Genomic DNA, 23,632 nt, shown 5'->3' with positions numbered 1-23,632 from the left:
TTTTTAATTGCTTAAGAACAGAAAAACTGTCGGTTTTTTATGAAAATCAGGGCCTTGCTGTTTGCTTAAACTACTTTTCCATTCTGCTGCAGTTTTTGTTTGCAGTGATTCTGTGTCCAGGCTCAAATCTGTTGCCACGCATATCAGGGTGCCTGGGTTGCAGTGATTGCTCAGTGCTTCCAGCATGGCAGCATTGCGGTAGGGGGTTTCTATGAGTAGTTGCGTCTGCTTCTCTTTTTTTGATCTTTCTTCGAGTTCCTTGATCCGCTTGGCTCGGAGTGCTGCATCCGTCGGCAAGTAACCGTGAAAGGCAAAGCTTTGTCCGTTCAGCCCGCTGCCCATCAAAGCCAGCAACAGCGAAGAGGGGCCGACCAGAGGGCGCACCTTGATATTCCGTTGATGAGCGAGCCTGACCAGATTGGCCCCGGGATCGGCAACGGCGGGCACGCCAGCTTCAGATATCAGACCTACGTCATGACCTTGCAACAAAGGTTGCAACAAGCCTTCCAATGCCTGTGTCGGCGTATTGATATTCAATTCACTGATCTGGATTTCCTGTATGGCTTTTTGCAGTGGGTGTGCCTGCGACAGGTATTTCAGATAAGCGCGCGTAGTTTTAGCGTTTTCAGCGACGAAATGACTGAGCTCTGCCGTCATTTTTTGTACGGTATCGGGAATGATGCTGGCAAGTAAATTAACTTGCTGATCTTCGTTCAGACCCAGGGTATTGGGGATTAAGTAAAGCGTGCCTGTCATGGGTTTTTGATTTTTTATTTATGGAATGTACAAAGGTTTAATTTCAGAGCTTGAAGAAACTCAGACCTGCATTGCGCAACATGCTGGTCAGGGCAATAAGCGGCAGGCCAGTTAAAGCAGTGGGGTCATCACTTTTGATGCTTTCTATGATGGTGATTCCCAATCCTTCATTCTTGGCGCTGCCTGCACAGTCATATGGCTGTTCTATTCGCAAATAGGCATCCAGCTCTGCATCGCTTAAACTCCTGAATTTAACCATTGTGCAGACATCCTGAACTTGTACAGGAAAAGGGGCATGTTGGCGATGATCCAGGACACACAGGGCCGTATGGAACGCCACTTCACGACCGCGCATGAGCTGTAATTGCCGTAAAGCCGCTTCATGATTGCCGGGTTTACCAATTTGAAGCCCGTCCAGTGTTGCGACCTGGTCTGACCCGATGATAATCGATCCGGGCTGATTTTTCGCTATCACCACAGCCTTTTCTTGTGCCAGGCGCAGGGCAGTTTGTTCCGGGCTTTCGCCTGACCTGGGGCTTTCATCAAGTTCGGGTGCTATACTTTCGAACGCGAATTGCAGTCTGGCGAGCAATTCACGACGGTAAACAGAGCTGGATGCCAGTATCAACCTGATCGGCTGCTTATTTATTTGCATTGTGAAAACATTTTCTTTGATTTTCATCGCCATTACGTGAAAAAATCACGTCAATTCTTTGACTACTTAGGTGTAATCCTGTTATTATCGCAGGTTTTCTGGGTTCAAATAATCCTATGCAAGCATTTGTGATTGACGCTTTCACGTTCTCCCGGCTCGAAGAGCAGCGTTCGGGAAGCATTTTAGTCGCAGATTTGCCGCGCCTGTCAGGAGAAAGTGCAAGCACCGAAGGTGCTTTGAGCTGGTCTTTGCAGGGTGGAAAAGATGAGCTGGGCCATCCTCAGTTGAATTTATCTGTGAATGGTACGGTGCAGTTGATGTGTCAGCGGTGTTTGACACCGTTTGCATTTGATATTGACTCTGAATCCAAATTGATACTCGCCAAAAACGAAGAAAATGCAGATGAAATTGACGCATTGCTCGAAGATGACGAGGTCGATGTTGTAGTAGGTAGCAAAACATTCGATGTCATGGATTTGATAGAGGATGAAGTGCTACTGGCAATACCCCAATCGCCCAAACATGCAGTATGCCCGGATCTACCGTTGGCTTCAGCAGATACTACTGCAGCGATTGACGCGGAAGTCGGTAAAAAAGAATCACCTTTTGCCGTGCTGAAGAAAACTAATGGGCGTACCTAGTGGCATTATTCTGAAAAAACACTCAGGTCGAAGTATTGTTAGGGATTCTTGGTTGGCGATGTTCGCATTCTTCAACCAGGCGTGTTAAATTTTAGAAACATTTTTTGAAGTATTAGGAGTTATCATGGCAGTTCAGCAAAATAAAAAATCCCCATCCAAGCGTGGCATGCACCGTTCCCACGATTTCCTGGTTGCACCACAACTGGGTATCGAGCCAACAACTGGTGAAACACATCTGCGTCACCACATTAGCCCAAACGGCTTTTACCGTGGTCGTAAAGTATTGAAAACCAAGAACGACGAGTAATCCCTGTTCATGGTAAAAAAAACGGCGTAACGAGTCCCGGACTTGTCGCCGTTTTTTTGCGTTTACCTACTCAAATTTGGCTAACTTATTTGAGCACGAGAGTTTGATAGAGCACTTAACCAGTTTTTTGATTGAATTGTATCGGTGAGTCTTTGAATTCTTGAGATAATCCTGCTTTTGAAAAATTAATTCGGAATGAATGCTGTTCCGGTTTGATACACTAGCTGTTTCGGATTGAAGTTTCGTATCACTACATGACAATTAAAATTTCCATAGACTGCATGGGCGGGGATCATGGCCCGGCAGTTACAGTGGCAGCAGCAGTTGCTTTTGCCAATCGCGAACCTGATGTCGAATTTCTCCTGGTGGGATCTGAATCCATTCTTCAGGCTGAGTTGAAGAAGCACCATGCCAACAATCATACACGATTGAAAATTATCAATGCCACAGAAGTAGTGGAGATGGACGACCCCATCGAAGTCGCCTTGCGTCGCAAGAAGGATTCCTCCATGCGCGTTGCCATTAATCAGGTTAAGGAAGGTACGGCCCAGGCCTGCGTTTCTGCTGGCAATACCGGTGCTTTGATGGCAGTCTCCCGTTATGTGCTAAAAACCATGCAAGGCGTTGATAGGCCAGCTATTTGCAGCATTTTGCCAAATCAAAAAAATCTCCCTACATACATGCTGGACTTGGGAGCGAATGTGGATTGCGAACCTTTGCATTTGCATCAATTTGCCATCATGGGCTCGGCCCTGGTTTCTGCACTGGAAGGCAAAGACAGGCCGAGTATAGGCTTGTTGAACGTGGGGGAAGAAGATATCAAGGGTAATGACGTCGTTAAGAAGACCGCTCAATTGCTACGAGCAGATCATGAGCGTGGTTTGCTGAATTTCTATGGCAATGTTGAAGGCAATGATATTTTCGAAGGTACGACTGATATCGTCGTTTGTGATGGCTTTGTCGGTAATGTCACCCTGAAGGCAGCTGAGGGCATGGGCCGTTTTGTAAAAATCACACTGACAGCAGCTTTCAAGAGTAATCCGCTGAATATGTTGGGTGCCATTTTTGCCCGCGGCGCCCTGAAATCCATCTCACGTACCATGAACCCATCCAACTACAATGGCGGCAGTTTGCTCGGCTTGCGTGGTCTTGTGTTTAAAAGCCATGGCAGCGCGGATAAATATAGTTATGAGTGGGCAATACAGCGTGCATTTGATGCCGCTAAAAATGATGTATTGTCACGCATTGCAACTTCAATGGCAAAATTGATGCCGATGGCAGATGTTGAAGCAGCTGTTGAGATGGTTGCTAAAGACAATAATGAACTCTTGGTACAGAAAACCGCATGACTTTCTATAGCAAAATTATGGGTACAGGCAGTTACTTGCCTCCCAAAAAAGTAAGTAATCAGGAATTAACGGATCAACTGGCAGCGAAGGGAATCGAAACTTCGGATGAATGGATATTTTCCCGCAGTGGAATATCCTACCGCCATTATGCCGAACCTAACGTTGCAACCAGTGACATGGCCGTGGAGGCTGCAAAGCGTGCGCTGGACGCCGCAAAGATGCAGGCCAACGACATTGATTTAATCGTACTGGCAACTTCAACCCCTGATTTTCTCGGCGGCTTTCCCAGTACTGCATGCGTAGTGCAAAACAAGCTGTGCATCACAAATGGTGGGGCAGCAGTTGATGTGCAGGCAGTGTGCAGTGGTTTTATGTATGCCATGTCTATTGCCGATAGCATGATCAAGGCGGGTAATCATAAAAATGTGCTGGTGATTGGTGCAGAGGTATTTTCCCGTATTCTCAATTTTGAGGACCGCACTACCTGCGTACTGTTTGGTGATGGTGCTGGCGCGATCGTCATGTCCCGTTCAGAAGAGCCCGGTGTTCTGGCGACCAAATTGCATGCGGATGGCAGCTATGCCAATATTTTATGCGTGCCCGGCAATGTCCAGGGTGGTGTGGTTGAAGGCAGTGCATTTTTGTATATGGATGGCCAGGCTGTCTTCAAACTTGCTGTCAATTTGCTGGAAAAGGTTGCCAACGAGGCGCTAGAAATCGCCGGCCTGACTACAGATCAGATCGACTGGCTGATACCGCACCAGGCAAACATACGCATCATGCAAAGCACAGCAAAAAAAATGCGCATGCCTATGGAAAGGGTAGTGGTTACTGTTGATCAGCATGGCAATACTTCTGCAGCCTCGATCCCGCTAGCACTGGACCTTGCTGTACGCGACGGTAGGGTCAAGCCTGGTCACACGGTAATGCTGGAAGGTGTGGGCGGCGGCTTTACCTGGGGTGCCGCCATCGTCAAGATGTAAGTGGTTTGGCAAAAAGAAATAGACAATCAATAATAAACATTTGAGATAAGAAATGACGCAATTTGCATTTGTATTCCCTGGGCAGGGTTCGCAGGCGATAGGCATGTTGAATGGCTTTGCCGATAATCCTGCCGTGCAGCAAACCATTGCTGAAGCATCCGACGCATTGCAGTTGGATTTGGGCAAGATGATTAATGAAGGTCCAAAAGAAGCATTGGATCTGACCACCAATACCCAGCCTGTCATGTTGACGGCAGCCGTGGCTTGCTATCGTGCCTGGATGGCTGCTGGTGGCCCTGCACCCAAGTTGGTGGCTGGACACAGTCTGGGTGAGTATTCCGCCCTGGTTGCAGCGGGCGTTATTGCCTTCAGGGATGCGGTACCCATGGTGCGTTTTCGAGCGCAGGCTATGCAAGAAGCCGTGCCTGTCGGGCAGGGTGGTATGGCTGCCATTCTTGGTTTGTCTGATGAGGATGTGCAGGCGGCATGTGCTGAGGCAATGATTGCAGAGCCTGGTGAAATTGTGGAAGCGGTTAACTTTAATGCGCCGGCTCAAGTCGTCATTGCTGGCAGCAAAGCTGCAGTAGAACGCGCTTGCGAGATCGCCAAAGCTAAAGGTGCCAAGCGCGCTTTGCCTTTGCCGGTTTCTGCGCCTTTCCATTCATCCTTGCTCAAGCCTGCTTCAGACAGGTTGCGTAAATATCTGGCTGCTATACCATTTTCTGAACCAACGATTCCATTAATTAATAATGTTGATGTTGCTGTTGCGAATGATGTCGCGTCCATCAAGGATGCACTGGTCCGACAGGCGGCTAGTCCGGTGCGCTGGGTTGAGACTATCAATAAAATGCATGATGATGGAATTACGCATGTGATTGAATGCGGCCCAGGCAAGGTCTTGACTGGTCTGACCAAGCGTATTCAGGCCGAATTGGTGGGTGACACTGTATTTGATCAGGCAAGTTTGGAAAAAGTATTGGAACTATTGAAATGACTCAACAATTAGAAAATCAAGTAGCACTGGTTACCGGCGCTTCACGCGGTATTGGTAAGGCTATTGCCATTGGCCTGGCTAAGGCTGGTGCTAAAGTCATCGGCACGGCCACGACAGAATCTGGTGCAGCGGCAATTACTGCGTACCTGGAAGAGCTGGCGCCAGGTTCTGGCAAGGGTGTGGCTTTCAATGTCAATGACGTAGAGCGTACTTCTAGCCTGGTCGATGAAATTCAGAAAGAATTTGGCGGCCTGTCGATTCTGGTCAATAACGCCGGTATTACCCAGGATCAACTGGCCATGCGTATGAAGGAAGAGGAATGGGATAGTGTTATCTCTACCAACCTGACTTCAGTCGCGCGTTTATCGCGCGCGGTGCTGCGTGGCATGATGAAGGCCAAGCATGGTCGTATCATTAGTATTACCTCGGTAGTGGGTTCTTCTGGCAATCCCGGACAAATGAACTATGCTGCTGCAAAAGCTGGTGTGGCTGGCATGAGTCGTGCATTGGCTAGGGAAATAGGCAGTCGCAATATTACGGTCAACTGCATTGCCCCCGGTTTTATCGATACGGATATGACCAGAGCCTTGAGTGATGAACAAAAAGCAGCAATTTTGCAGCAAATTCCACTTGCCAAACTTGGCAGGCCGGAAGATATTGCAGCTGCAACCGTGTTTTTAGCATCGCCTGATGCAGGATATATTACTGGTACTACCCTTCATGTGAATGGCGGCATGTATCTGGGCTAATTCGTTTTTTTGGTTTTTATCAGTAATTTCGAGGAAAATGACAGGAGTTATTGCTGAAAATCAGAGGCTTGCTTTTTTTGCTCACAAACCTGCTAAAATGCGCGCACTTTCTGTAGGCCCTTATTTTTTTGATTTTTTCACTGGAGACACACATGTCCGATATCGAACAACGCGTTAAGAAAATCGTCGCTGAACAACTGGGCGTCGCTGAAGCTGACATCAAAATCGAATCTTCTTTCGTAGATGATTTGGGTGCAGATTCTTTGGACACAGTTGAATTGGTGATGGCACTCGAAGACGAATTCGAAATGGAAATTCCTGACGAACAAGCAGAGAAAATCACTACTGTTCAACAAGCGATTGACTACGCTAAAGCCCATCTGAAGGCTTAATCAGTCGAATTTTTCAAATTCAGGAGAAACGCTTGAGTCGTTCGCTTAAACGTCGAGTCGTTGTAACCGGGCTCGGTTGTATTTCGCCAGTGGGCAATACAGTTGCAGATGCCTGGGGTGCCATTACTTCAGGCAAATCCGGAATTGCAACGATTACCAAATTTGATGCAACACCATTTACCACGCATTTTGCAGGCGAGGTGAAAGGCTTCAATGTTGAGGAATATATTCCGGCAAAAGAAGCGCGCAATATGGACACCTTTATCCACTTCGGCATAGCCGCAGGGATACAGGCGTTTCAAGACTGCGGCATCACTGTCACCGAAGAAAATGCCGAGCGTATTGGCGTCATCGTCGGATCAGGCATTGGTGGTCTGCCTTTGATAGAGGAAACCAAGGAGACTCTGATGGCACGTGGCCCACGTCGCATCAGTCCTTTCTTTGTGCCTGCTTCTATCATCAATATGATCTCGGGTAATCTGTCGATCAAGTACGGTTTGAAAGGGCCAAATCTTGCGATAGTAACTGCTTGTACTACCGGCCTGCATTGCATAGGTTCGGCTGCTCGAATGATTGAGTACGGCGATGCTGATGTGATGATTGCTGGTGGTGCAGAGTCAACGATTTCTCCTCTGGGCTTGGGTGGCTTTGCTTCGGCAAGAGCACTCTCCACCAGAAACGATGACCCCTCTACGGCCTCTCGCCCTTGGGATAAAGACCGTGATGGTTTTGTGTTAGGTGAAGGCGCTGGTGTCATGGTGCTGGAAGAATATGAACATGCCAAAGCGCGTGGAGCCAAAATTTATGCTGAAGTCATCGGTTTCGGCATGAGTGGTGACGCTTATCACATCACCACACCTACCATGGATGGCCCGCGTCGTAGTATGATCAACGCCATGAAGGATGCCGAGATCAATCTTGAGCAAATTAGTTATCTGAATGCGCACGGTACCTCTACATCGATAGGTGACAAGAACGAGACAGATGCGATCAAGGCAACTTTTGCTGACCATGCATATAAAATGACTGTGAATTCGACCAAATCGATGACTGGACATTTGCTAGGTGGAGCTGGCGGTCTTGAATCATTGTTTACCGTTCTTGCACTGCACAACCAGGTCTCACCTCCAACCATGAATATCGTTAATCAGGATCCAGAATGTGATCTCGATTACTGTGCAAACGTTGCACGTGATATGCGCATAGATTATGCGATGAAAAATTCTTTCGGCTTTGGCGGAACGAACGGCACGTTGATATTTGCAAAAGTCTGATTTTTTTAAAAGTAGCCTTGGCACTTCATTTCAAGCGAAATGAAGTGCCATTTTTTTTACCATGACCATAGCATTGCATATTGTTACCCGCGCTTCCCGCCAATTGTTGTTGGCGTGCTTTTGCATGCTGATACTGGTGCATCTCAGTTTTTTGCTTTTATTGGCGGGCAGAGACCTGCCTGTCACTATGCTTTGTGCGATTCTTTTCTGTTCGTTGTGCAGTAGTGCCTACTTTGCCTTCATTTATTGGCGGCGCATTCAGCAAAGTCGGCAATTAAGTATTTCTGCAACTGGTGAAATGATTCTGCACATAGGGCAGCAGAAAGAGTTGCAGCGGACGGGCTTGGTAGTGCATATAAGTCACAAAAGTCGCATCTGGCCATACTTTTTATCAATTTTTTTAGTGGATGAAGCCGGTAAGGAACATAAGTTGCTTATACTGCCAGATTCATTGAGTCCTGCCGCATTCCGGGCATTACGGGTGAACTTGATCTGGATAAGCAAGCATTCAAGCGTGTGATAAATTTTTAAAACTAAAGGATGTGTCAGTACGTCCTGGTTAGCCTGACATGAAATGTTACTTCTGCGAAGGAACTTTTAATACACTGGCGGACTCTGACGCTCTATAAATCGCGTATGTTGATGGTAATAACATGCATTTGGAACGGACATCTCTGTTCTCATGCAAATTTAGGAATGAATGAGTGACGACAGAACGCGAAATTGATCAGCTATTGGTTGAACGCGTCCAGCGTGGTGACAAAAAAGCATTCGAGCTTCTGGTTTCCAAATATCAAAGGAAACTGATGCGGCTCGTGTCCCGGCTCGTCTATGACCACGCAGAAGCGGAAGACGTAGTGCAGGAAGCATTTATCAAAGCTTATAGGGCATTACCGAATTTTCGTGGCGAATCTGCTTTTTATACCTGGTTATATCGTATCGGCGTAAATACAGCGAAAAACCACCTGGTTACTCAAGGACGCCGGGCACCGACATCGACAGAAGCAGATGTGGACGAAGCGGAGTCATTTGTAGACGCGGATGGATTAAGAGATATCAACACACCAGAGTCTTTGCTGGCAAGTAAGCAAATAGCAGAAACTGTAAATTCAGCCATGTCGACTTTGCCGGAGGAGTTGCGGAATGCAATCACTCTTCGAGAGATTGAAGGTTTGAGCTACGATGAAATTGCAGAAGTCATGCTATGTCCCATAGGGACTGTGAGAAGCAGAATATTCAGGGCGCGTGAAGCAATAGCTGAAAAATTGCGCCCCTTGTTGGGTACAACACTGGAACAACGTTGGTAACAGGCGATACCTTACAAAAAAAACGCAGCACAAGCGAATTCAAAAAATAGTAGTAAAAAGGTGAAAATTATGAACAAAAGCACAAACCAACACGAGAGCATCTCAGCCATGGCAGATGGTGAAATGAGTGATGCTCAATTGGATTCTTTGCTTGCGAGTTTAAACGAAGCGGACAGCAAGGATGCATGGGAAATTTATCACCAGATTGGCGATGTGCTCCGTTCAGAAGAATTAGCTATTACATTTAGTGCTGATTTTTCCAAGCGGTTTTCAGAAAGACTCGATGCCGAGCCGGTTATCTTGGCACCCACTGCCATGCAAAAAAACAATGGCCAGAATGATCAAGGTAGCCATAAAAAGCAGAAATTTCTGGGCACTTATGCAGCCGTAGCGAGCATGGCCGCAGCAGCAGTATTCGCCTTTGTCATGATCCCTCAAATTCAGTCTTTCCAAGCTTCACCTGATGCGGCGAGCCAAATTATTAGTAAAGCTCCAGTTGCAGGCAATGTGCAGTTGGCCAAGCACGCTGAGAAGCCAGGGGTCAATACACTGGCAGTGAAGGAAGCTGTCACGCAGTCCCCTCAAACTATTGACGGTAGCGATAAAAAGCCAGTCGAAATTGATATGCTGCGTGATCCGCGAATTGACAGCTATCTGTTGGCGCATCAACGTTTTTCCCCTGCCATCAATAACGGAGCGCAGTACGTTACGCACGCTAACGCCGTTTCATCTGCTTCGGAAAAATAAATATGATGTGCGTATGGCGTTTTGACATCGTATTGGCTTGCTTTACCTGCCTGCTGGGTTTGTTGGCACCAGCAATGGCGCAAGAGGCGATAGACGACAAGCGTGAAGTGCATAATATATTGCGCAAAATGCAAACTTCGGCACAAAGACTGAATTATTCAGGCACTTTTGTTTATCAACAGGCGAGTCAAATAAGGACTTCCAGAATTACTCACGTTCTCGATGGTAACAATGAGCTGGAAAAACTGGAAATCCTTGATGGGCAACCAAGAGAATATTTGCGAAAAAACGAAGAAGTAACCTGCTACCTGCCTGAAAGCAAAACCTTGCAGGTAGAAAAAAATGCTACGCAAGAAGTATTCCCGGCCTTGCTAACCTCAAATGCGCAATCCCTCCCAGATTTTTACGCAATAAAAAAGGCTGATCTGAGTCGCGTTGCTGGTATCGATTGCCAGACATATTCACTTGATCCACGGGATGGTTTCCGCTATGGCTACCGTCTTTGCGTAGAAAAAAATTCTGGCTTGCTATTGCGAGCGCAAACCGTTAATACCAAAAATGAAGTGATAGAACAAATTGCCTTCACTCAATTGACTATTGGGGATATAGACAAGCAGAGAGTAAAACCGACTTTTCAAAATACTGCACAGTGGCAGGTTGAAAATTTGACGGTGCAATCCAATATTAACTCCGGTTGGGTTGTGAAGTCTCTGCCAGCCGGGTTCAAAAAAACCCGTGAAATGAAGCGACTGATTCCTGCTGCAGGAAATGCAAAAAATAGCGACGGTACAGCGATCAAATCACATCAGGTAGTGCAAATGATTTTCTCCGATGGCTTGGCGGCAATTTCTGTTTTTATAGAGCCGGACAGCGAAAACCGGACTGAAGGTAGTTTGCAGCAAGGCGCCATGACTATCATGGGTAAGCGTCATGCTGAATACTGGCTAACCGTTGTGGGCGAAGTACCTGCCAGCGCTATCCGTCAAGTAATGAACTCAATTGAATTTAAACCTAAATAAGCGAATGACACCATGAAAGCGAATAGACTTTTTCCTATTGAAAAAATTGCTTCCACCCTGGTCCTGAGTGCCTGTGTGGGTTTTATTGCGCCGACTGCAATCAATGCCAATCCTATGGCTGAAGCTGCAGCCATAATTGGCCTACCTGATTTTACTGAGCTGGTTGAAAAATCCGGGCCGGCAGTAGTGAATATCAGAACCACGGAAAGAATTCAGCAAAATCAAGGTGGTGGCAGTGCTGAGGATGAGCAGATGCAGGAATTTTTCCGCCGCTTCTTTGGCACACCTATGCCCATCCCAAAACAGCAGCCGACACCGAAAGGTCGTAAGGCACCTCAGCAGCAAGAAGAGGAAGTTTCGCGCGGTGTGGGTTCAGGTTTCATTATTTCCCAGGATGGCTATGTATTGACGAATGCGCATGTGGTAGATGGCGCGTCCGAGGTCTATGTCAAACTGACCGATAAGCGTGAATTCAAAGCCAAAGTTGTTGGTGCGGACCGCCGCACGGACATTGCAGTATTGAAAATTGATGGCAGCAAATTGCCGCGTGTGACAGTTGGCGATTCTGATAAAATCAAGGCAGGTGAATGGGTGATTGCCATTGGTTCACCGTTTGATCTCGACAATACTGTCACTGCAGGTATTATCTCGGCCAAAGCGCGCGATACTGGCGATTACCTGCCATTGATACAAACGGATGTGGCAGTCAACCCAGGTAACTCTGGCGGCCCGTTGATCAACATGCGTGGCGAAGTAATCGGTGTGAACTCGCAAATTTATAGCCGCTCTGGTGGCTATATGGGTATTTCATTCGCGATTCCGATTGACGAAGCCATGCGTGTTGTTGAGCAATTAAAGTCTTCAGGCAAGGTGGTACGAGGCTATCTGGGTGTAGAGCGCATCGATGTCCCAAAAGACGTTGCAGAAGGCCTGGGTCTGGCAAAAGCGCAAGGGGCGCTGATACAGCGCGTGATGCCAGGTTCTCCTGCTGAAAAAGCGGGTGTGGAAGTGGGTGACGTAATTCAAAAAGTTAACGGCACTGTGATTGATAAAGCGGTTGATTTGAACCGTGTTGTTGGTGACATTAAACCAGGCGGCAAAGCAACAGTGACCATCTGGCGTAAAGGTGGCGCCAAGGATATCGTCATTACTGTTGCTGAAGCTGATGCAGAAAAAAGCCCGGTAAAAACAGGAAAGCAAAAGCCTGAGCCATCTGCCAATGTATTTGGACTTTCTATTACGGATCTGACTGAAGTGCAGAAACGTGATGCCCGTGTCAGCGGTGGCGTGATACTGGAAAGCGCAGAAGGGGGCGCCGCACGTGCCGGACTGCAAGCTGGCGACATCATTACACGTATCTTTAACGCAGATATCAAAGACGCCAAAGAGTTTGCTGCTGTCATGGCAAAAGTTGATCAAAAGAAACCTGTTTTATTATTGGTCAAGCGTGGTGACGTCTCCAAATTCGTGGCAGTTCGTCCAACAAATCAATAAGTTTTTTAAGTGATATGAAGGCCACCTGTTTTTCAGGTGGCCTTTTTTACTTTGTTGCTCTGATATTAGCGACTTATAATGCAGGCATAGAGAATGCACGCATGATGTTAGCGACCTCAACCACTTTAGGCAGGAATGATGATTCAATTTACACTCTATTCACGCAGTTATTGTCACCTCTGTGACGATATGCTTGAACAACTGCAGGCCTATAGTCCTGAATATGGCTTTACCGTCAAGGTCACCGATATCGATCAGGATGACGAATTGTTAGCTCTATACGATGAGCTTGTGCCAGTTTTGGTCGGCCAGAAAGAAGGGCAGAGCCAACAAAGAATTTGCCACTACTACCTTGACCCCGCAGCGCTGAAAGCTTTTTTTCATGCATGATCTGACACCTGGTTTATCTTTGTTTGACTATGAGAACGAAGTGATTTGTGGCGTCGATGAAGCGGGCAGGGGGCCATTGGCTGGCCCAGTCATGGCTGCAGCTGTGATCCTCGACCCAAATCGCCCGATTGCAGGTTTGCGTGATTCAAAAAAACTGAGTGAAGCAAAGCGTGAGCAACTGGCAATAGAGATCAAGGAAAATGCCCTGGCCTGGTGTATTGCCGAATGTTCAGAGCAGGAGATTGATGAGCTCAATATCCTGCAAGCCACCATGCTGGCAATGCGACGTGCCGTCGAAGGCTTGTCTGTCCAGCCTACAATGGCATTAATAGACGGAAATCGTTGCCCGGTCATGGCGATTGCTTCAGAAGCTATCGTCAAGGGTGATGATAAGGTGGCGGCAATATCCGCAGCATCCATACTCGCAAAAACTGCACGCGATCATGTGTTGATGCAGTTACATGAAACTTATCCTCAATACGCGCTGGATCAGCATAAGGGCTACCCTACAGCCTTGCACCTGGAACGCTTGCGTGAACATGGTGTATCACCCATACACAGAAAATCTTATGCACCTGTGAAAGCCTTACTCAAATAAATGAAATCGATTACTTCCCGCGACAATCCCCTTTACAAGGAATTCAAGCATCTCGCCACAAGTTCGCAGGCAAGGCGCAAAGCCGGCCGTACCTTGCTCGATGGCGTGCATCTGTGCGAAGCCTACTTTCAGCATATTGGTGCACCAGAATATTGTATCGTTGCAGAAAGTAGCCAGCATCATGCTGAGGTGGCGGCTGTGCTAGCGCAAAGTGAACAGCAGAGAACGCAATGTGTTTGCCTGCCGGATGCCTTGTACAAGGCATTGAGCCAGGTTGAGCATGGGATAGGTGTGATGTTTGTCGTTACTACACCTGCGCCTGAGTTTCCATTAGCCCTGTCATCATCTTCCGTGATGTTGGACAATTTGCAGGATCCCGGCAATCTGGGTTCCATTCTGCGCAGTGCTGCTGCAGCGGGTATAAAAAATGTATTTTGCAGCCAAGGTACTGCATTCGCATGGTCGCCCAAAGTAATGCGTGCAGGTATGGGGGCACATTTTTTGCTGAATATTTTTGAAAATGTCGACTTGCTAGCATTATTGAGCAATGCCGCTATTCCGGTGCTGGCCACCAGTTCTCATGCCAGGCAGACTATCTATCAAAGCAATTTGAACCAGGAAGTGGTCTGGCTGTTCGGTCATGAGGGGCAGGGTGTTTCACCTGAGTTGATGTCTATGGCCACGAGTACCGTGACCATACCGCAGCAAGCTGCTATAGAGTCCTTGAATGTGGCAGCCAGTGCTGCCATCTGTTTTTTCGAACAGGTACGACAGCAACTGGACGCAAAATCTCAGTAAATCCTTACGTCAGATTTAATTTCCTGCAAAATCGTGGTCGAAATCTCTTCTATCGATTTTGCGGTTGATGACAGCCAGCGTATGCCTTCGCGCTTCATCATCAGTTCTGCCTCGTTGACTTCGTAGCGACAGTTTTCCAGTGAGGCATATTTGCTGCCGGGGCGACGCTCGTTACGAATTTCCGACAGGCGTTCTGGCGCGATACTCAGTCCAAAAATCTTGCTTTTAAATTCAGGTAGAGCTGATGGCAACTTGCCACGTTCAAAATCATCAGGGATCAAAGGATAGTTTGCTGCCTTGATACCATATTGCATGGCCAGATACAGTGTGGTTGGGGTTTTGCCCGAGCGTGAAACACCGACCAATATCACATCTGCTGTCGATAAATTCTTGTTGGATTGGCCATCGTCATGCGCCAAAGAAAAATTGATGGCTTCTATCCTGTTTTTATACTCTTCAGAATCTGTAATATTGTGGCTACGCCCTATGGTATGGGTGGATTTGACACCAAGCTCTTGCTCAAGTGGCGACACAAAGGTTTGTATCAAATCCATGTGCAAACCCCTGGACTTGAATACAACACCAGCCAGATCAGTTTTAACCAGGGTAGAAAATACAATGGGACGATTGCCTTCTGCTGTATAGGCATCATTGATCTTGCGCACGGCTTCGTGGGCCTTTTCCAGGGTATCAATAAACGGCAGGCGAATTTGCTTGAATTTGAGGTCAAATTGCGTCAAAACCGAATGTCCAAAAGTTTCTGCAGTGATGCCAGTGCCATCCGAGACGAAAAAGACGGTACGATTCGCTGCAGGCCGTGCTTGCTGGGGAGTATCTGACATGATAATTTTATATGAATAATGACAATAGACTGGACGGAATATATTTGTACTCTTAGAAACAAAAAAGACTGCAAATTCTTATTCCGTTTGGATAAATCTTGCAGGACACAATGTAAAATGCTGCAACAACATGTCAAGCGTAGCTCGCCTCAAGAATAACAAAAAAACAGCGGGATACGAAGCAGCACGGCATTAAACAGCAAAGATTTCTTACCATCAAAAAGAGGTTGTTATGTCCAACGCAGCAATTACCGAAGCAACTTATGTTGCCTCGTTTGAGCATTTACGCATGACGGATGTTGAATCCGTCGGCGGAAAAAATGCTTCTTTAGGCGAAATGATCAGCCAACTGGCCGCAGCTGGTGTACGGGTCCCTGGTGGTTTTGCCACCACGGCACAAGCATTCCGTGATTTCCTGACGCATAGTATCGATGGCGGCTTGCCACTGGAAAAGCGCATTGCCGACCGTCTTGAGAACCTTGATATCGACGACGTCAAGGAACTGGCAAGAGCCGGTGCCGACATCCGTCAATGGATCATCGACACGCCATTCCAGCCACGCTTGCTGACAGAGATAGAGGAGTTTTACAACAAGCTCGTTTCTGATTCTGTGGCTGAAATGTCATTTGCTGTGCGTTCTTCGGCTACGGCAGAAGATTTGCCTGATGCGTCGTTCGCTGGTCAGCAAGAAACTTTCTTGAATGTTGTCGGAATTGACAATATTTTGGAAGCAATGAAGCACGTATTTGCTTCACTGTATAACGACAGGGCTATTTCTTACCGAGTCCATAAAGGCTTTACCCATGCTGAAGTGGCATTGTCCGCTGGCGTGCAGCGTATGGTGCGTTCTGACCTGGGTGCTGCAGGCGTCATGTTCACGATAGATACAGAATCCGGTTTCAAGGACGTAGTCTTCATCACTTCCAGCTATGGCCTTGGCGAGACGGTGGTACAGGGTGCGGTCAACCCTGACGAATTCTATGTTCACAAACCTATGCTGGAACTGGGAAAATTGCCAGTAATACGTCGTAATATTGGCTCCAAACTCATCAAGATGGAATTTACTGGTGAGGCCAAGGCTGGTCGCTCGGTCAAAACGGTGGATGTGCCCGTGGAATTGCGCAACCGTTATTCCTTGAATGATAACGAGGTGGTAGAGTTGGCCAAGTATGCGACCATCATCGAGAAGCATTATGGTCGCCCAATGGATATTGAATGGGGCAAGGATGGCCGTGATGGCAAGCTGTATATCCTGCAAGCTCGCCCAGAGACTGTTAAATCCCAGCAAAAAGCGACCGATGCACAACAGCGCTTCAAACTAAAAGGCAGTGGCACGGTATTAGCCTCTGGCCGTGCGATCGGCCAAAAAATTGGTGCGGGCCGTGTGCGCGTTATTCATGACCCTTCCGAGATGGAAAGAGTACAACCTGGCGACGTACTGGTTGCCGACATGACAGATCCCAACTGGGAACCCGTCATGAAGCGCGCTGCCGCCATCGTCACCAACCGTGGTGGTCGTACCTGCCATGCAGCGATCATCGCGCGTGAGTTGGGTGTTCCAGCCGTAGTGGGCTGTGAAGATGCTACTGACATGCTGAAGGACGGCACTCTGGTTACCGTGTCTTGTGCTGAAGGTGATGAAGGCAAGATTTACGACGGTTTGCTGGAAACTGAGGTTACTGAAGAGCTGCGCGGCGAATTGCCGAAGTTGCCTTTAAAGATCATGCTCAATGTCGGCAATCCTCAACTGGCATTTGACTTCCAGTCGGTGCCGAATGAAGGCGTTGGCTTGGCACGTCTGGAATTCATCATCAACAATAATATTGGCGTGCATCCAAAAGCGATTCTGGAATACCCGAATATTGATGCTGACTTGAAAAAAGCGGTGGAATCTGTCGCCCGTGGTCACGCGTCTCCAAGAGCTTTTTATGTCGACAAACTGGCAGAAGGTATTGCGACCATTGCTGCTGCATTCTGGCCAAAGAAAGTCATCGTCCGCTTGTCTGACTTCAAATCAAATGAATACAAGAAGCTCATAGGCGGATCCCGTTACGAACCGGATGAAGAAAATCCTATGCTGGGTTTCCGAGGTGCAGCGCGTTATCTGGCACCGGATTTTGCTGAGTCATTCGAAATGGAATGCCAGGCCATGAAACGTGTACGTAATGAGATGGGCCTGACCAATGTAGAAATCATGGTGCCTTTCGTACGTACTTTGGGTCAGGCTGAAAAAGTCGTCAACCTGCTGGAAAAAAATGGGCTTAAACGTGGTGAGAACGGCTTGCGCCTGATCATGATGTGTGAAGTCCCATCGAATGCAATTCTGGCGGAAGAGTTCCTGCAATTCTTTGACGGTTTCTCTATAGGCTCCAATGACTTGACTCAGTTGACGCTGGGTCTGGATCGCGATTCTGGTATGGAATTGCTGGCAGTGGATTTTGATGAACGTGACCCGGCAGTACGGGCCTTGTTGTCTCGTGCCATCGCTGCTTGCCGCAAACTCAACAAGTATGTCGGCATTTGTGGTCAGGGACCGTCCGATCATCCTGACTTTGCTGAATGGTTGATGAAGGAGGGAATAGAATCGATTTCCCTGAACCCTGATTCAGTGATTGATACCTGGCAGAAATTGGCGGCAGTCGGAAAATAAGTAGTCTGAATTAAAATATAAAAGCGGGAACTCCTTGTAAAAGGGTTCCCGTTTTTTCTTGTTGGTGCGTTGCAACATAATTCGAATGTGACCCCTTGTATTTTTTAAAATTAGGACTAGACTACCGATGTCGAAACTTAAGAAAAAGAAAATCAATACTTCAACAAAATTCTTGGAAAAGCCCTCATTACCACATCAGGTAACGGGGGCTTTTTTGTGGGTAAAATTCTATGATAATTACCGATGAAAAATATAAGTTTGTCGTAGAGAATGATAATGTAGCAGTGTTGATCAGTACAAAAATTCAATAAGGAGAATAAAAAAATGAGCGGATGGATGATGTGGATGATACTAGCTGGTCTGGTCATCATATTTGAATTGTTCACGGGTACGTTTTACTTGCTGATGATTTCAATTGGCCTGGTGGCAGGTGCTTTGGCTGCTGTTTTTCAATTGGGTCCAGAGAGTCAAATGATCGTTGCTGCAGTTGTTGGCTCACTCGCAACCCTGGCTTTACACAAAAGTAAATATGGCTGGAAAGAAAATGCAAATGTTGCCCGCGATCCTAATGTGAATATGGATATAGGCCAGACCTTGCAAGTCAATGAATGGAAGGATTTGGGCAATGGCACGTTTTCTGCAAGAACCATGTATCGCGGTGCCATGTGGGATGTTGAATTACAGCACTCGGCAGGCTATCCCGGTGCTTATGTCATTGAAGAAATACAAGGTAGCCGCTTGATAGTCAAACCTTCATAGTAGTAAAAAATTAATATAAATATAAAACAGTCTGAATAACAATAAAGGTAAGCATATGGAAAATATAGGTAGCGTCGCTCTGGTTTTATTGGTGTTGGCCATGGTATTTGTCTTCAAAACCATCAATGTCGTTCCACAACAGCATGCATGGGTGGTGGAACGTCTGGGTAAATATCATGCCACGCTGGGACCAGGTTTAAATATCGTGGTGCCTTTTGTTGATCGCATCGCTTATAAGCACATATTGAAAGAAATCCCGCTGGATGTGCCGCCACAAGTTTGTATCACCAGGGACAATACGCAGTTGCAAGTGGATGGCATACTGTATTTCCAAATTACCGATGCCATGCGCGCCTCATATGGTTCCTCGAACTATATAGCAGCGATTACACAACTTGCGCAAACCACCTTGCGTTCTGTCATCGGCAAAATGGAATTGGATAAAACCTTTGAAGAACGCGATCACATCAATACTACGATCGTTAATGCGATTGATGAATCTGCTGCCAACTGGGGTGTCAAGGTCTTGCGCTATGAGATCAAGGATTTGACGCCGCCAAAAGAAATTTTGCATGCGATGCAGGCCCAAATTACTGCTGAACGTGAAAAACGTGCGCTGATTGCCGCTTCTGAAGGCCGCAAGCAAGAGCAGATTAATATCGCCACTGGCGAGCGTGAAGCGTCGATTGCCAAATCCGAAGGTGAAAAGCAGGCATCGATCAATCGCGCTCAAGGCCAGGCTGCTGCCATTCTGTCGATCGCAGAAGCCAGCGCAGAAGCGATACGAAAGACTGCCGCAGCGATACAATCGCCAGGTGGGTCTGATGCGGCCAACTTGAAAGTGGCTGAACAATATGTAGCAGCGTTTGCCAATTTGGCCAAAACCAATAACTCGATTATTGTTCCTGCTAATCTGGGCGATATGAGTGGCTTAATTGCGACAGCGATGCAAGTTGCCAAATCTCAGAAACCTGCTGTGATTGAATCACCACGTCGACCTGTTTAATGGATTGAGGAGCGTGACATGCTCTTCGACATCCAGAGGATATCAAAAAAACCGGCTGATCTCCATCAGCCGGTTTTTTAAATTTTTTTCGAAGAAATTTGTTTTTTTGCAGAGTGAAACAAGGATAGCGTAAGCATGGAAGTGAATAATGTAGTCGATAACTTTCAACTCTCCTTATCAAGAGTCGCTGATTCACAACGTGCTATTGCCATGCGTGCGTATATGAAAAATCAATTTGAATTTCTGGGTATTTCAGCACCTGAAAGACGCAAAGCATGCGCAGCAGACATACAAGAGTTAAAAACGGCAGACCCTGCGCAATTGCTGGCTATTGCGCAGGCATTGTGGGCATGTAAAGAGCGTGAGTATCACTATGTGGCTATCGATATACTGGCTAAGCACTGGCGCAGTCTGAGACCAGACGATTCACCGTTGCTATTGTTGTTGGCGCAGCAGAAATCCTGGTGGGATACTGTTGATGGGCTGACAGGCGTAATTGGTGATTTATTGCGGAAAAATTTGACTGGAGGCAGGCAAATACAAATCAGCATGGACGCAGCGCTTGAACACCCTGATTTTTGGGTAAGGCGTATCGCGCTATTACATCAATTGGGTTGGCGCGAACTCACAGATGTGGACAGATTGTTTCATTACGCCCTGGCATTGGCAGATGAAAAAGAGTTTTTTATCCGTAAAGCCATAGGCTGGGCATTGCGTGATTATGCCTGGCATGAACCTGCGGCCATACATGGTTTTCTACAAGCGAACCAGAGTAGATTTTCTGGATTGACCCTGCGCGAAGCTGCAAAAAATTTAAAGAATCTAGGAGAATAGTTACAAAAAATCCGGCAATCCAAGTTGTTGGCGCGTATTTAAGTACCCATGTGGTGTGGCATTTGCAATATGATATCTGGTTGTTTGTAAATTGCTAAACTGCCAGCTTGCATTATTTCTGATGAAACCTAAAAACCTTATCTTGTCTGCCATCGCCGTAGTCAGCGTGGCTGTCACTTCTTATTTCCTTGTACAAAAGTCTAACCAGACTCCAGAGAGCAAGGCGGTAGCTTCTCAGTCTGAGCAAAAGGATACATTTGATCCTGCCAAATTGCCAGAAGACTTGAATGGCTTGCTGGTAGCCTATCGCAAAATTATCATCTTGCTTGCCGATGAGAAAAAGCTCAATGCCAAAGAACGCAATGAAGCTAACCGGGTAGGTCAGGCTTTATTCCATGAAAATCTGGTCAGACTCAATGACCTGGATACTTTTTTCAGTAAATTGAAATCATTCAGCAATGCAAAACGAGAATCCAGCTTTGATACTATCCTGACCTATATTGAATCAGGTGAAGATTTATATGATGCAGATCGTCTCGCATTCCGCGAAGTTTTGCTCAAGATGCAAAAGCTGATAGCGACTGAGCAGACTTTACCATCAATTAAACTGCACAAGCGTGTTACTGACGATTTGAATGCGCTCAGTGAAATAGAAAAAGAATACGATAAAGAACTCAAAGAAATTTTCTCTCGTTTTGAGTCGCGTTCCATAGAACTGAAGCGCGAGCGCTGGGATGACTACATCGCCAAGCTGCGCAAGCTGTATAACCGCGAACAAATCCTCAAGGATTACGGCTTCATCCTGCCTTATCCGGAAAAACCGGAAGCAGCCGATGAAAAGGATAGAGAAATTTTCGGCCAGGGCCTGCCTGCCAAGACAGTGGTGCTGACCTTTGACGATGGTCCACATGCTACTTACACCGATGAAATCGCGGCGATACTCAAGCAATACAATGTGCCAGGCGTGTTCTTTCAGGTTGGCAAGAACGTAGGCAGTATTGATGCGCAGGGCAAGGAATCGCTGAATAAAAATGCAGCAACCAGCAAGAAGCTGTTGAGCGCTGGTCATGTGTTGGCCAACCATAGCTTTAGTCATGCTTTACTGTCCAAGCAAAGCGGCAATAATCTGAATGCGGAAATCGAACAGACAGATAAATTGCTGAAGGCCATAGACCCGGCACGATCATCTTTGTTCCGCTTCCCTTACGGCGCGAAAAACAAAGAAGGCATGCAAATCCTGCAAAAGCTGGGCTTGCGTTCAGTGATGTGGAATATTGATTCCCTGGATTGGGCTGACCCTGTGCCCAACTCCATTGCAGGTCGTGTACTTGGCACTTTGGAGAAAGAACAGCGCGGCATTATTCTCTTCCACGATATTCATGAGCGCACGGTAAAGGCATTGCCGCTGGTATTGGATAAATTGATTGCTGACGGCTATAGCTTTGCTTCCTGGGACGGCACAGATTTTAAAATTGCCAAAGGCGGCAAGCCTACACCAGAAAAAGTCAGCATCAGTACCGACTATCAAAATAGCTGGGCTATCGTCATTGGTATCAACGACTATGCAAAGTGGCCCAAGTTGCAATATGCAGTGCAGGATGCCAATGCTATCCGCGACACCCTGATCAATCGCATGGGCTTTGCCGGCGACAAAGTATTGACGCTGACCAATGCAGACGCGACCCGCAATAATATCCTTGCCTTGTTCCATGAAAAACTGGGACATGGGCAATTGAAAAAAGATGACAGGGTCTTCGTCTTTTTTGCTGGTCACGGAGCAACCAGGAAGCTGAGTTCTGGACGCAACCTGGGTTATATCATTCCCGTTGATTCTGACCCTGAGCAATTGTCTGTCGATGCCATCCCCATGACAGATTTGCAGAACATCGCCGAAAGCCTGAATGCCAAACATATACTGTTTGTTATGGATGCCTGTTATAGCGGGCTGGGGCTGACGCGCGGTGGTGGCACCAGCGCATTCCTGCGTGAAAATGGCAAGCGTTTGGGTCGCCAAATGCTGACTGCGGGTGGTGCCGATCAACTGGTTGCTGACGGTGGACCTAATGGTCACTCTGTCTTCACCTGGACTTTGCTGCAGGCCCTGAGTGGCAAGGCCGACATGAATGGCGATGGCATGATCACGGCAACAGAGTTGGCAGCCTATATTGCACCCGCCGTATCCAGTGTGTCACAGCAAACGCCTGCATTTGGCAGCTTGCCAGGTTCTGAAGGTGGTGAATTTGTTTTTGAAACAAGAGGAGAGGGAGAGTTCCTCAATGCAAAAACCAATCAGTTATCTGCTGATGCCATTGCTCTCAACAACAAACTGGATGGCGCAGCCAAAGCAGGTGCAGATGCACCGATAGTGATCAAAAACCTGACTGGTGGCGAACAGAAGATCGCGGCACCCAAAATGGTGGATGGCTCATCACGCCAACTGGCACAAAGAGCCAATGACCATGGTCTGCAATTATATAAAGAGAAGCAATATGCACAGGCAGAAGCCGCATTTACAGAGGCTCTGAAGTACAGGCCTGACTTTGGTCTGGCGGCAAACAACCTGGGATTTGTTTACTTCAAACAGCAAAAATATGCAGAAGCTGCACGCTGGTTTGAGAATACTTTGCAGATTGATCCTTCTCGTTCAATCGCCTATTTAAATCTGGGTGATGCCAGGGCGCTTTTGAATGACAATGAAAAAGCAAAAAAAGCTTATGCCAGCTTTCTGGAGTTATCGCCAAATAGTCCAAATGCCAATTATGTCAAAGAAGCGCTTAAAAAATTGAACTGAGGTTTATTCATAGAAGTAATTAAATTTTGGGCAAAGAATAAATATGAATGGTGTAAGTTTGAAGGCTATGCGCAGCTTGCTGCATTTCAGCCAACATGAAGCGGCAGAGTTAATCGGTGGTGTCACGTTGCGCAGTTGGAGTAGCTGGGAGGCGGGTACGCAACAGATACCGCAAGATGTGATATCCATGATTAATTACCTCATGGTTTGCCGCAAGAAGGCAATTACCGAAACGCAAGCGGCGATAAAAGCCTATTACCGGCAAATGCAGCCAGGTATCAGTAAAAGCCGATAGCA

General features: G+C 47.0%; 25 protein-coding genes. 22 read left to right on the top strand and 3 right to left on the bottom strand.

The annotated features are described in order from the left end of the window. Positions 1-3: 3 nt before the first annotated feature. Positions 4-756: an SAM-dependent methyltransferase gene (locus Q8K39_RS10750; RefSeq protein WP_305260045.1), complete on the bottom strand. Its 753-nt coding sequence runs from the start codon at positions 754-756 to the stop codon at positions 4-6. A 43-nt stretch (positions 757-799) separates the two neighbouring features. Continuing rightward, positions 800-1,411 carry a Maf-like protein gene (locus Q8K39_RS10745; RefSeq protein ID WP_305260043.1) on the bottom strand — a complete coding sequence of 204 codons (612 nt, stop codon included), beginning with the start codon at positions 1,409-1,411 and terminating at the stop codon, positions 800-802. Between the two features lie 116 nt (positions 1,412-1,527). Between Q8K39_RS10745 and Q8K39_RS10740 the strand changes: the two genes are divergently transcribed. The 16 genes from Q8K39_RS10740 to Q8K39_RS10665 all read left to right on the top strand — a co-directional run bounded on the left by Q8K39_RS10740 (position 1,528) and on the right by Q8K39_RS10665 (position 14,453). Beyond that, positions 1,528-2,052 carry a DUF177 domain-containing protein gene (locus tag Q8K39_RS10740; protein ID WP_305260041.1) on the top strand — a complete coding sequence of 175 codons (525 nt, stop codon included), beginning with the start codon at positions 1,528-1,530 and terminating at the stop codon, positions 2,050-2,052. A gap of 124 nt (positions 2,053-2,176) precedes the next feature. Beyond that, a complete protein-coding gene (gene rpmF / locus Q8K39_RS10735) occupies positions 2,177-2,359 on the top strand; it encodes a 50S ribosomal protein L32 (RefSeq protein ID WP_008449924.1) in 183 nt (60 codons plus the stop codon). A 254-nt stretch (positions 2,360-2,613) separates the two neighbouring features. Continuing rightward, entirely contained in the window at positions 2,614-3,708 is a 1,095-nt protein-coding gene (plsX, locus tag Q8K39_RS10730) for a phosphate acyltransferase PlsX (protein ID WP_305260027.1), read from the top strand. Continuing rightward, a complete protein-coding gene (locus Q8K39_RS10725; protein ID WP_305260025.1) occupies positions 3,705-4,691 on the top strand; it encodes a beta-ketoacyl-ACP synthase III in 987 nt (328 codons plus the stop codon). The genes plsX and Q8K39_RS10725 overlap by 4 nt, the downstream gene beginning before the upstream one ends. Positions 4,692-4,743: 52 nt before the next feature. After that, positions 4,744-5,685, top strand: a complete 942-nt coding sequence (fabD, locus tag Q8K39_RS10720) for an ACP S-malonyltransferase (protein WP_305260023.1) — start codon at positions 4,744-4,746, stop codon at positions 5,683-5,685. Continuing rightward, positions 5,682-6,434: a 3-oxoacyl-ACP reductase FabG gene (gene fabG, locus Q8K39_RS10715; RefSeq protein WP_186951356.1), complete on the top strand. Its 753-nt coding sequence runs from the start codon at positions 5,682-5,684 to the stop codon at positions 6,432-6,434. The genes fabD and fabG overlap by 4 nt, the downstream gene beginning before the upstream one ends. A 152-nt stretch (positions 6,435-6,586) precedes the next feature. After that, the gene (gene acpP / locus Q8K39_RS10710; protein ID WP_110253556.1) at positions 6,587-6,826 is read left to right on the top strand and encodes an acyl carrier protein; all 240 of its coding nucleotides are present in this window, start codon (positions 6,587-6,589) and stop codon (positions 6,824-6,826) included. Between the two features lie 32 nt (positions 6,827-6,858). Beyond that, positions 6,859-8,100: a beta-ketoacyl-ACP synthase II gene (gene fabF / locus Q8K39_RS10705; protein WP_186951357.1), complete on the top strand. Its 1,242-nt coding sequence runs from the start codon at positions 6,859-6,861 to the stop codon at positions 8,098-8,100. A 61-nt stretch (positions 8,101-8,161) separates the two neighbouring features. After that, a complete protein-coding gene (locus tag Q8K39_RS10700) occupies positions 8,162-8,620 on the top strand; it encodes a protein YgfX (protein WP_186951358.1) in 459 nt (152 codons plus the stop codon). Between the two features lie 184 nt (positions 8,621-8,804). After that, positions 8,805-9,407: an RNA polymerase sigma factor RpoE gene (rpoE, locus tag Q8K39_RS10695; protein WP_110253553.1), complete on the top strand. Its 603-nt coding sequence runs from the start codon at positions 8,805-8,807 to the stop codon at positions 9,405-9,407. A 69-nt stretch (positions 9,408-9,476) separates the two neighbouring features. Continuing rightward, positions 9,477-10,154: a sigma-E factor negative regulatory protein gene (locus tag Q8K39_RS10690; protein ID WP_305260020.1), complete on the top strand. Its 678-nt coding sequence runs from the start codon at positions 9,477-9,479 to the stop codon at positions 10,152-10,154. Positions 10,155-10,156: 2 nt separating this feature from the next. Continuing rightward, positions 10,157-11,173: a MucB/RseB C-terminal domain-containing protein gene (locus tag Q8K39_RS10685; RefSeq protein ID WP_305260019.1), complete on the top strand. Its 1,017-nt coding sequence runs from the start codon at positions 10,157-10,159 to the stop codon at positions 11,171-11,173. A 12-nt stretch (positions 11,174-11,185) separates the two neighbouring features. Beyond that, positions 11,186-12,667 carry a DegQ family serine endoprotease gene (locus Q8K39_RS10680; RefSeq protein ID WP_305260018.1) on the top strand — a complete coding sequence of 494 codons (1,482 nt, stop codon included), beginning with the start codon at positions 11,186-11,188 and terminating at the stop codon, positions 12,665-12,667. A gap of 135 nt (positions 12,668-12,802) precedes the next feature. Next, on the top strand, positions 12,803-13,057 hold the full coding sequence (locus tag Q8K39_RS10675) for a glutaredoxin family protein (RefSeq protein WP_370868590.1): 255 nt from the start codon (positions 12,803-12,805) through the stop codon (positions 13,055-13,057). Beyond that, positions 13,050-13,655: a ribonuclease HII gene (gene rnhB / locus Q8K39_RS10670; protein ID WP_305260017.1), complete on the top strand. Its 606-nt coding sequence runs from the start codon at positions 13,050-13,052 to the stop codon at positions 13,653-13,655. The genes Q8K39_RS10675 and rnhB overlap by 8 nt, the downstream gene beginning before the upstream one ends. Then, positions 13,656-14,453 (top strand): RNA methyltransferase, encoded by a 798-nt coding sequence (locus Q8K39_RS10665; protein WP_305260016.1) that lies wholly within the window; start codon positions 13,656-13,658, stop codon positions 14,451-14,453. Here the strand turns inward: Q8K39_RS10665 and Q8K39_RS10660 are convergent. Beyond that, positions 14,447-15,295 (bottom strand): pyruvate, water dikinase regulatory protein, encoded by an 849-nt coding sequence (locus tag Q8K39_RS10660; protein WP_186951365.1) that lies wholly within the window; start codon positions 15,293-15,295, stop codon positions 14,447-14,449. The genes Q8K39_RS10665 and Q8K39_RS10660 overlap by 7 nt on opposite strands. Before the next feature lie 232 nt (positions 15,296-15,527). On the opposite strand from Q8K39_RS10660, the gene ppsA reads away from it, so the two are divergent. From ppsA to Q8K39_RS10630, 6 genes are all read left to right on the top strand, one after another. Then, on the top strand, positions 15,528-17,945 hold the full coding sequence (ppsA, locus tag Q8K39_RS10655; protein ID WP_305260013.1) for a phosphoenolpyruvate synthase: 2,418 nt from the start codon (positions 15,528-15,530) through the stop codon (positions 17,943-17,945). Between the two features lie 324 nt (positions 17,946-18,269). Further along, complete coding sequence (locus Q8K39_RS10650) at positions 18,270-18,704, top strand: NfeD family protein (RefSeq protein ID WP_186951367.1); 435 nt, start codon at positions 18,270-18,272, stop codon at positions 18,702-18,704. A gap of 55 nt (positions 18,705-18,759) precedes the next feature. Next, entirely contained in the window at positions 18,760-19,710 is a 951-nt protein-coding gene (locus tag Q8K39_RS10645; protein ID WP_186951368.1) for an SPFH domain-containing protein, read from the top strand. 135 nt (positions 19,711-19,845) lie between these two features. Next, positions 19,846-20,544 (top strand): DNA alkylation repair protein, encoded by a 699-nt coding sequence (locus Q8K39_RS10640; protein ID WP_305260010.1) that lies wholly within the window; start codon positions 19,846-19,848, stop codon positions 20,542-20,544. Positions 20,545-20,665: 121 nt separating this feature from the next. Next, on the top strand, positions 20,666-23,335 hold the full coding sequence (locus tag Q8K39_RS10635) for a polysaccharide deacetylase family protein (RefSeq protein WP_305260008.1): 2,670 nt from the start codon (positions 20,666-20,668) through the stop codon (positions 23,333-23,335). A gap of 43 nt (positions 23,336-23,378) precedes the next feature. Then, positions 23,379-23,630, top strand: coding sequence for a DUF1870 family protein (locus Q8K39_RS10630; protein ID WP_305260006.1), 252 nt, complete (start codon positions 23,379-23,381; stop codon positions 23,628-23,630). Positions 23,631-23,632: the final 2 nt, after the last annotated feature.

The organism is Undibacterium sp., assembly GCF_030683615.1.
GTDB classification, from domain to species: Bacteria; Pseudomonadota; Gammaproteobacteria; order Burkholderiales; family Burkholderiaceae_D; genus Undibacterium; species Undibacterium umbellatum.
The sequence above is the reverse complement of the archived record's forward strand: the minus strand, read 5'-3'. Positions and strand labels throughout refer to the sequence as shown.